General features: G+C 65.5%; 14 protein-coding genes. All 14 read left to right on the forward strand.

Translation table 11 applies throughout. The features are described from left to right. Positions 1 to 84: 84 nt before the first annotated feature. On the forward strand, positions 85 to 390 hold the full coding sequence (gene rpsN, locus Q8M88_RS07575) for a 30S ribosomal protein S14 (RefSeq protein WP_305595993.1): 306 nt from the start codon (positions 85 to 87) through the stop codon (positions 388 to 390). Positions 391 to 403: 13 nt separating this feature from the next. Further along, positions 404 to 799: a 30S ribosomal protein S8 gene (gene rpsH, locus Q8M88_RS07580; RefSeq protein WP_305595995.1), complete on the forward strand. Its 396-nt coding sequence runs from the start codon at positions 404 to 406 to the stop codon at positions 797 to 799. A 1-nt stretch (position 800) separates the two neighbouring features. Beyond that, positions 801 to 1,334: a 50S ribosomal protein L6 gene (gene rplF / locus Q8M88_RS07585; RefSeq protein WP_305595997.1), complete on the forward strand. Its 534-nt coding sequence runs from the start codon at positions 801 to 803 to the stop codon at positions 1,332 to 1,334. Between the two features lie 3 nt (positions 1,335 to 1,337). Further along, on the forward strand, positions 1,338 to 1,685 hold the full coding sequence (gene rplR / locus Q8M88_RS07590) for a 50S ribosomal protein L18 (RefSeq protein ID WP_305595999.1): 348 nt from the start codon (positions 1,338 to 1,340) through the stop codon (positions 1,683 to 1,685). Positions 1,686 to 1,695: 10 nt separating this feature from the next. After that, complete coding sequence (gene rpsE / locus Q8M88_RS07595) at positions 1,696 to 2,280, forward strand: 30S ribosomal protein S5 (protein WP_305596001.1); 585 nt, start codon at positions 1,696 to 1,698, stop codon at positions 2,278 to 2,280. A gap of 5 nt (positions 2,281 to 2,285) precedes the next feature. Then, positions 2,286 to 2,462, forward strand: coding sequence for a 50S ribosomal protein L30 (rpmD, locus tag Q8M88_RS07600; protein ID WP_305596003.1), 177 nt, complete (start codon positions 2,286 to 2,288; stop codon positions 2,460 to 2,462). A gap of 100 nt (positions 2,463 to 2,562) precedes the next feature. Further along, a complete protein-coding gene (rplO, locus tag Q8M88_RS07605; protein ID WP_305596004.1) occupies positions 2,563 to 3,045 on the forward strand; it encodes a 50S ribosomal protein L15 in 483 nt (160 codons plus the stop codon). Between the two features lie 78 nt (positions 3,046 to 3,123). After that, on the forward strand, positions 3,124 to 4,470 hold the full coding sequence (gene secY, locus Q8M88_RS07610; RefSeq protein WP_305596006.1) for a preprotein translocase subunit SecY: 1,347 nt from the start codon (positions 3,124 to 3,126) through the stop codon (positions 4,468 to 4,470). 55 nt (positions 4,471 to 4,525) lie between these two features. Further along, entirely contained in the window at positions 4,526 to 5,098 is a 573-nt protein-coding gene (locus tag Q8M88_RS07615) for an adenylate kinase (RefSeq protein ID WP_305596008.1), read from the forward strand. A gap of 156 nt (positions 5,099 to 5,254) precedes the next feature. Then, entirely contained in the window at positions 5,255 to 5,623 is a 369-nt protein-coding gene (gene rpsM / locus Q8M88_RS07620; RefSeq protein ID WP_305596010.1) for a 30S ribosomal protein S13, read from the forward strand. Positions 5,624 to 5,638: 15 nt separating this feature from the next. After that, on the forward strand, positions 5,639 to 6,028 hold the full coding sequence (gene rpsK, locus Q8M88_RS07625; RefSeq protein WP_305596012.1) for a 30S ribosomal protein S11: 390 nt from the start codon (positions 5,639 to 5,641) through the stop codon (positions 6,026 to 6,028). A 79-nt stretch (positions 6,029 to 6,107) separates the two neighbouring features. Further along, a complete protein-coding gene (locus tag Q8M88_RS07630) occupies positions 6,108 to 7,124 on the forward strand; it encodes a DNA-directed RNA polymerase subunit alpha (protein ID WP_305596014.1) in 1,017 nt (338 codons plus the stop codon). Between the two features lie 88 nt (positions 7,125 to 7,212). Continuing rightward, positions 7,213 to 7,629, forward strand: a complete 417-nt coding sequence (gene rplQ, locus Q8M88_RS07635) for a 50S ribosomal protein L17 (protein WP_305596016.1) — start codon at positions 7,213 to 7,215, stop codon at positions 7,627 to 7,629. A gap of 154 nt (positions 7,630 to 7,783) precedes the next feature. Beyond that, positions 7,784 to 8,116, forward strand: a 333-nt coding sequence (locus Q8M88_RS07640) for a VOC family protein (RefSeq protein WP_305596018.1), incomplete at its 3' end; no start/stop codon positions are given.

Below are 8,116 nucleotides of genomic sequence, written 5' to 3' on the forward strand. Positions count from 1 at the left end.
GCGAAGACCGACGACGAAGCGCGCGCGCTTCTCAAGGAATTCCAGTTCCCGTTCAACGCGTAAGCGGCGGGAGAGGGAAAGCAAATGGCCAAGAAGAGCGCCGTCAACCGCAATAACCGCGTGAAGCGGCTCGTCAAGCAGTTCGCCGACAAGCGCGAGACGCTGAAGGCGATCGCCGTGGACGAGAGCCTGCCACTGGAGGAGCGCTTCGACGCGCGCCTGAAGCTGGCGGAACTGCCGCGTAACTCCTCGGTGGTGCGGATCCGCAACCGCTGCGAGATCACCGGCCGTCCGCGGGCCTACTACCGCAAGCTGAAGATGAGCCGTATCTCACTGCGCGATCTGGGCTCGGCCGGGCATATCCCCGGCCTGGTCAAGTCGAGCTGGTAAGGAGGTTCCCCCAATGGTGAACGACCCCATCGGCGACCTGATCGCCCGCATCAAGAACGCCGCCACCCGCGGCCGCGCCAAGGTGAGCACGCCCGCTTCGAAGATGCGTGCGCGCGTCCTCGACGTGCTGGCCGAGGAAGGCTACATCCGCGGCTACCACCTGGTGGAAAAGCCCGGCGCGTTCCCGGAATTCGAGATCGAGCTGAAGTACTTCGACGGCCAGCCGGTGATCGCCGAGATCGCCCGGGTCTCCAAGCCCGGCCGTCGCGTCTACTCCTCGATCAAGGACCTGAAGCCGATCAAGAACGGCCTCGGGATCTCGATCCTGTCGACGCCCCGTGGCGTCATGTCGGACAACGCCGCACGCGACGCCAATGTCGGCGGCGAAGTGCTCTGCCGGGTCTATTGATATGTCGCGCATCGGAAAGAACGTGATCGCCGTCCCCGCTGGGGTCACGGTCACCCTCGAGGGCCAGACGGTCACAGTGAAGGGGCCCAAGGGCCAACTCGCCTGGACGCTGGCCGAGGAAGTCGAGATCGTCCAAGAGGGCGGCGAGCTGAAGCTGTCGGTTCGCTCCGACACCGCGCGCGCCCGCTCCATGTGGGGCCTGTCGCGCAGCCTGGTGAACAACATGGTGACGGGCGTCACGACGGGCTTCGAGCAGACGCTCGAGCTGGTCGGCGTCGGCTATCGCGCCGCCATGAAGGGCCAGGCCCTGTCGATGCAGCTGGGCTTCAGCCACGACGTGGACATCCCCCCGCCGCCGGGCATCAGCTTCGCCGTTCCCAAGCAGACCGAGATCAAGATCAGCGGGATCGACAAGCAACAGGTTGGCGAGACCGCCGCACGCATCCGCCGCATCCGCCCGCCGGAGCCTTACAAGGGCAAGGGCGTGCGATACGCCGGCGAACAGGTCCGTCGCAAAGAAGGCAAGAAGAAGTAGGTCATGGCGACTCCTCGCGACAATTCCCAACGGCGCAAGCAGCGCACCCGCATCCGCCTTCGCAAGCTGGCGAACGGCCGGCCGCGCCTGTCGGTGTTCCGCTCGTCCAAGAACATCTACGCCCAGATCATCGACGACGAGCGCGGCGTGACGCTTGCGGCCGCCTCTTCGCTGGAAGGCGACGACAAGGGCGCGGACAAGGACGCTGCGGCCCGGGTCGGCGCGCTGGTGGCCCAGCGGGCCATTGAGAAGGGCGTCAAGGACGTGGTGTTCGACCGCGGCGGCTACATCTATCACGGCCGGGTCAAAGCCCTGGCGGACGCCGCGCGCGAAGCCGGCCTGAATTTCTAAGGAAAAGCTGATGGCTCGCAGGAATGAAGAGCGCGGCGGCGGACGTGGTCGCGATGAAGAGCGCGACAGCGACATCGTCGAGAAGCTCGTCCACATCAACCGCGTCGCCGCCACTGTGAAGGGCGGCCGCCGCTTCAGCTTCGCCGCTCTCATGGTCGTCGGCGACCAGAAGGGCCGCGTGGGCTTTGGACACGGCAAGGCGCGCGAAGTGCCGGAAGCCATCCGCAAGGCCACCGAAGAAGCCAAGAAGTCGATGATCCGCGTGCCGCTGCGCGAAAGCCGCACCCTGCACCACGACGGCGCAGGCCGTTGGGGCGCAGGCAAGGTGATGGTCCGCTCGGCGCCTCCCGGCACCGGCGTCATCGCCGGCGGCCCGATGCGCGCGGTGCTGGAAACCCTCGGCGTGCAGGACGTGGTCGGCAAGTCGGTCGGTTCGTCCAATCCCTACAACATGGTGCGTGCCACGTTCGAAGCGCTGAAGGTTCAATCCTCGCCGCGTCAGATCGCTGGCAAGCGCGGCAAGAAGGTCAGCGACGTGATCGGCCGCCGCGCCGACGGCGCCTCGGCCGTCGCCGCCTCGGACGCTGAAGGATAAGCCACATGGCTCAGATCAAAGTTCGTCAGACCGGCAGCCCGATCCGCCGGACCAAGGATCAGCGCCAGACCCTGCAGGGTCTGGGCCTGAACCGTATTGGCCGTATCTCCACGCTGGAAGACACGCCGTCGGTGCGTGGCATGATCGCCAAGGTCCGCCACCTGCTGGAAGTGGTCGACTAGGCCACCGCTCCACCCGAGTGTCCGCCTGGAGCGGGCGCTCGACCCCATTCAAGCCGAGTCGGGAAGGATCCCGGCGATCGATCTCCAAGGAGAGGCGCTCATGACCAAACTCAACGAACTTTCGCCCCGTGAAGGCTCCGTCAAGGCGCGCATGCGCGTCGGCCGTGGCCCAGGCTCGGGCAAGGGCAAGACCGCGGGTCGCGGCGTGAAGGGCCAGAAGGCGCGCTCCGGCGTCGCCATCGCCGGCTTCGAGGGCGGCCAGATGCCGCTGCACATGCGCATGCCCAAGCGCGGCTTCAACAAGCCGAACGCCAAGGAATTCGCCGAGGTCAACCTGTGGCGCATCGAGCAAGCCATCGCCGCCGGCAAGCTCGACATCAAGAACCCGATCGACGGCAAGGCGCTGGTCGCGGCCGGCGTGCTGCGTCGCGAACTGGACGGCGTCAAGCTGCTCGGCAAGGGTGAGCTCACCAGCAAGATCGAGATCACCGTCTATCACGCCACCGCCTCGGCTCAGGCCGCGGTGGAGAAGGCCGGCGGCAAGCTGACCTTGACGCGCCCGCAGGCGAGCCCCGAGGCCTGATCACGCTTGAAGACGCCGGCTCGCGTTGCGGGCCCGGGCGTCCTATGTGATCGGGACCACGGTTTAGGGGATTGGTGAATGGCTTCGGCCGCCGAACAGCTCGCAGCCAATATGAATCTCCAGGCCTTTAGCAAGGCCACGGAGCTTCACAAGCGTATCTGGTTCACCCTGATCGCGATGATCGTCTATCGGCTGGGGACCTTCATCCCCATTCCGGGCATCGATCCTCAGGCTTTCGCAGCGGCCTTCTCGGGCCAGGCCAGCGGCATCCTGGGCATGTTCAACATGTTCTCGGGCGGCGCGGTCTCGCGCATGGCCATCTTCTCGTTGAACGTCGGGCCGTACATCTCGGCCTCGATCATCGTGCAACTGCTCGGCACGATCTATCCGCCCTGGGAAAAGCTGCGCAAGGAAGGCGGGGAGGCGGGGCGCAAGACGCTCAACCAGTACACCCGCTACCTGACCGTGGTTCTGGCCATCTTCCAGTCGTTCGGCATCGCCATGGGCCTGTCGGCGAGCCCGGGCCTGGTGCACACGCCGGGCATGTTCTTCGTGATCTCCACAGTCGTCAGCCTGACGGGCGGGGCGCTGTTCCTGATGTGGATGGGCGAGCAGATCACCAGCCGCGGCATCGGCAACGGCATCTCGCTGATCATCTTCGCCGGCATCGTCGCAGTGCTGCCGCGCAGCGTCTGGCAGATGTTCTCGATGACCCGCACGGGCGCACTGTCGACCATGGGCCTGGTTCTGATCTGCGCGATCGCGATCGCCGTCGTGTTCGCTATCGTGTTCATGGAGCGCTCGCAGCGTCGGCTGCTGGTGCAATATCCCAAGCGCCAGCAGGGTAACCGGATGTTTGGCGGCGACACCTCGTTCTTGCCGCTGAAGCTGAATACCTCGGGCGTGATCCCGCCGATCTTCGCCTCGTCGCTGCTGCTGCTGCCGGCGACGGTGATGGGCTTCCTGGCGACCGCCGACCTTCCGGCCTGGGCGCAGTGGCTGCCTGGCGCCGTTGGGCACCTGCAGCATGGCCAGCCGCTGTTCATGGTTCTGTACGGCGCACTGATCGTGTTCTTCTGTTTCTTCTACACCTCGGTCGTGTTCAATCCCGAGGACACCGCGGAAAACCTCCGCAAGTACGGCGGCTTCCTGCCGGGCATCCGGCCAGGGAAACGCACCGCTGAGTATCTGGATTTCGTACTCAGCCGGTTGACCGTCATCGGCGCGGCCTACGTGACCCTGGTCTGTCTGCTGCCTGAGGCGCTGATCGGCTTCTACCACGCGCCGTTCTATCTGGGCGGCACGTCGCTGCTGATCGTGGTAAGCGTCACCATGGACACGGTGACCCAGATCCAGTCACATCTCTTGGCCCACCAGTACGAAGGGCTGATCAAGAAATCGAAGCTGCGAGGCGCACGCCGCTAAGCGGACGCGCCGGACGCGCAAGCGGCCGGCCGATGGGGAGGAGGGGGCTCAACCCATGAACCTGATTCTGTTCGGGCCGCCGGCCGCCGGCAAAGGCACCCAGGCCAAGCGCCTCGTGGACGGCCGCGGCATGGTCCAGCTTTCCACCGGCGACATGCTCCGCGAGGCCGTGGCCTCGCAGAGCGCGCTCGGCAAGCGGGTCGAGGGCGTCATGCAGCGCGGCGAGCTGGTCTCCGATGAGATCGTCATCGCTCTGATCGAAGAACGTCTGCCCAAGGCCGAGTCCGCCGGCGGCGCGATCTTCGACGGCTTCCCGCGCACCGTCGCCCAGGCTCAGGCTCTCGACGCCATGCTGGCGGGACGCGGGGCCAAGATCGACCTGGTGGTCCGCCTGAAGGTGGACGACACGGCGTTGGTGCAGCGGGTGGCGGGGCGATTCGCCGAATCGGGCCGCGCTGACGACAACCCCGAGAGCTTCAAGGTCAGGCTCGCGGCCTACAACAGTCAGACCGCGCCGCTGTTGCCGTATTACACGGGGCAGGGGAAGCTTGTGGAAGTCGACGGAATGGGCGCCATCGAAGCGGTCGCCGAAGCCATCGACGGCGCCCTTGAAGACCACAAGGGCTGAACCTATTTTTCGCGCCGTCGACCATTGACGGAAATGCAACGATCCCTATAACGGGTCGCTTCCGCGAAAGGGCGCGAAGGACGTGCCGGCCTCTATGCCTTCGGGTGTAAGTCGGGGCGGCGTTCGCGCATCTCTGCGTGACCAGGAGTTTACCAAGTGGCCCGCATCGCAGGCGTCAACATTCCCACGAACAAGCGCGTGATTATCGCGCTTCAGTACATCCATGGCATCGGCCAGGCGAAGGCGCGCGAGATCGTCGACAAGGTCGGCATCGAGGAAGCGCGCCGCGTCAATCAGCTCACCGACGCCGAAGTGCTGCAGATCCGCGAAGCGATCGACCGCGACTACACCGTCGAGGGTGACCTGCGTCGCGAGACCGCGGTCAACATCAAACGCCTGATGGACCTGGCCTGCTATCGCGGCCTGCGTCATCGCCGCGGCCTGCCTGTCCGCGGACAGCGCACCCACACCAACGCCCGCACCCGCAAGGGTCCGGCCAAGCCGATCGCCGGCAAGAAGAAGTAAGAGAGTCCCCAGCCGATGGCCAAGGAACCGGCGCGCGTCAAGCGGCGTGAGCGCAAGAACATCACCTCGGGCGTGGCGCACGTGAACGCCTCGTTCAACAACACCATGATCACCATCACCGACGCCCAGGGAAACACCATCTCCTGGTCCTCCGCCGGCATGATGGGGTTCAAGGGTTCCCGCAAGTCGACCCCTTACGCCGCCCAGATGGCGGCCGAGGACGCCGGCCGCAAAGCCGCCGAACACGGCGTGCGGACTCTGGAAGTCAGCGTCTCGGGCCCTGGCTCTGGTCGTGAATCCGCGCTGCGCGCGCTGCAGTCGGTGGGGATGACGATCACCACCATCCGCGATGTGACGCCTATTCCGCACAATGGCTGCCGGCCGCCGAAGCGCCGGCGAGTCTGAGTACATCAGTACCCGCGCCTCTTAAGCGCCGGCCGCTTCCCGCGGCTGGCGAAACTGCGTTTCGAGGGACATCTATTCCGTGATCGAACGAAATTGGAACGAGCTCATCCGTCCCGAGAAGCCGCTGATCGAGAGCGGCGCCGACGCCAACCGTAAGGCGCGTCTGGTGGCCGAGCCGCTCGAGCGCGGCTTCGGTGTGTCGTTGGGGAACAGCCTGCGCCGGGTTCTGGTGTCGTCGCTGCAAGGCGCGGCGGTGACCGCGGTGCAGATCGACGGCGTCGTGCACGAATTCTCGTCGCTGGAAGGCGTGCGCGAAGACGTCGTCGACATCGTGCTGAACATCAAGCAACTCGCCGTGCGCATGCACGCCGAGGGCCCCAAGCGCATGACCCTGCGAGCCAACGGCCCGGGGCCGGTGACCGCCAGCCAGATCGAAGCGCCCGCCGACATCGAGATTCTCAACGGCGACCACATCCTTTGCACCCTCGATGAGGGCGCGCAGGTGCGCATGGAATTCACCGTGCAGACCGGCAAGGGTTATGTCCCCGCCGAACTGAACCGCCCGGAAGACGCCCCGATCGGCCTGATCGCCGTCGATGCTCTCTACTCGCCGGTCAAGCGCGTCGCCTATCGCGTCGAGCCGACCCGCCAGGGCCAGAGCCTCGACTACGACAAGCTGATCATGGAAGTGGAGACCAATGGTGCGGTCTCGCCAGTGGACGCCGTGGCGTTTGCGGCCCGCATCCTTCAGGACCAGCTGCAGATCTTCATCACCTTCGAAGAGCCGAAGAAGAAGGTCGAAGGCGAGGCCAAGCCCGAGCTGCCGTTCAACCCGGCGCTGCTCAAGAAGGTCGACGAGTTGGAGCTGTCGGTCCGTTCGGCCAACTGCCTGAAGAACGACAACATCGTCTACATTGGCGACCTGATCCAGAAGACCGAGGCGGAGATGCTCCGCACTCCGAACTTCGGTCGCAAATCGCTGAACGAGATCAAGGAAGTGCTGGCCGGCATGGCGCTCCATCTGGGCATGGACGTGCCCAACTGGCCGCCGGAAAATATCGAAGAGCTGGCTAAGAAGTTCGAAGACCAGATGTGATAAGCCTGCGGCGCGCCTCGTAAGGGACGCCGCATAGATTTTTCGGCGCGTCGAGAGACGCCCCGGCCGACAGGAAAGTGAGACCGCCATGCGCCACGGTTACGCGCGACGCAAATTGGGCCGCACCAGCGCCCACCGTACAGCCCTCTTCGCCAACATGGCGGCGAGCCTGATCAAGCACGAGCAAATCGTGACCACCTTGCCCAAGGCCAAGGAACTGCGTCCAGTCGTCGAAAAGCTGGTGACGCTGGCCAAGCGCGGCGATCTGCATGCGCGCCGTCAGGCGATCGCTCAGGTCCGCGACGTCGAGCAGGTCGGCAAGCTGTTCGCCACCCTGGGTCCTCGCTACAAGGACCGCCGCGGCGGCTACATCCGCGTGCTGAAGGCGGGCTACCGCTACGGCGACAACGCGGCGATGGCGGTGATCGAGTTCGTCGATCGCGACCCGGCCGAAAAGGGCAAGGACTCCGGTCCGCTGCAGAACGCCGGCTTCGCCGACGAATAGGCGCGGCGTCCGCCCATAGAGATTTCAAAGCCCCGGAGCTTCAGGTTCCGGGGCTTTTTCTTGCGTTCCTCCGCCGTTGCCAAGCGGCGGAACTGTTCGCAGGATCGAACGCGCCGCGCCGCGCCGCCGGCGAACTGAAAGGAAGACGCCCGCCATGGCCCGTCCCGATCTTATTTCGGCGCTCTTCTACCAGGACCCGAGGGCGGCGATCGCCTGGCTGCAACGCGCCTTCGACTTCCGATTATTGATGCTGCTGGAGGACGCCTCCGGCGCGGTCGTCCACGCGGAGATGAGTTTCGGGTCCGGCACGGTGATGCTGGGTGGAGAATGGAGCGACGCGCACCGGAGCCCGCGCTCGACGGACGGCAAGTGCACCCAGACAGTGCACGTGCACATCGAGACCGACATCAACGCCCATTTCGGCCGGGCCAAGGCCTCGGGCGCAGAGATCCTCGCCGAACCCACCTATCAGTTCTACGGCGACGTA

Source organism: Phenylobacterium sp. (genome assembly GCF_030693805.1).
In the GTDB taxonomy this organism is placed as follows: Bacteria; Pseudomonadota; Alphaproteobacteria; order Caulobacterales; family Caulobacteraceae; genus Phenylobacterium.

What these genes read in the sequence shown, in the direction of transcription:
- rpsE (WP_305596001.1), top strand. Translation starts at nt 1,696, where the DNA reads ATGGCTCGCAGGAATGAAGAGCGCGGCGGCGGACGTGGTCGCGATGAA.
- rpsN (WP_305595993.1), top strand. Translation starts at nt 85, where the DNA reads ATGGCCAAGAAGAGCGCCGTCAACCGCAATAACCGCGTGAAGCGGCTC.
- rplO (WP_305596004.1), top strand. Translation starts at nt 2,563, where the DNA reads ATGACCAAACTCAACGAACTTTCGCCCCGTGAAGGCTCCGTCAAGGCG.
- rpmD (WP_305596003.1), top strand. Translation starts at nt 2,286, where the DNA reads ATGGCTCAGATCAAAGTTCGTCAGACCGGCAGCCCGATCCGCCGGACC.
- rplQ (WP_305596016.1), top strand. Translation starts at nt 7,213, where the DNA reads ATGCGCCACGGTTACGCGCGACGCAAATTGGGCCGCACCAGCGCCCAC.
- secY (WP_305596006.1), top strand. Translation starts at nt 3,124, where the DNA reads ATGGCTTCGGCCGCCGAACAGCTCGCAGCCAATATGAATCTCCAGGCC.
- Q8M88_RS07615 (WP_305596008.1), top strand. Translation starts at nt 4,526, where the DNA reads ATGAACCTGATTCTGTTCGGGCCGCCGGCCGCCGGCAAAGGCACCCAG.
- rplF (WP_305595997.1), top strand. Translation starts at nt 801, where the DNA reads ATGTCGCGCATCGGAAAGAACGTGATCGCCGTCCCCGCTGGGGTCACG.
- rpsH (WP_305595995.1), top strand. Translation starts at nt 404, where the DNA reads ATGGTGAACGACCCCATCGGCGACCTGATCGCCCGCATCAAGAACGCC.
- rplR (WP_305595999.1), top strand. Translation starts at nt 1,338, where the DNA reads ATGGCGACTCCTCGCGACAATTCCCAACGGCGCAAGCAGCGCACCCGC.
- rpsK (WP_305596012.1), top strand. Translation starts at nt 5,639, where the DNA reads ATGGCCAAGGAACCGGCGCGCGTCAAGCGGCGTGAGCGCAAGAACATC.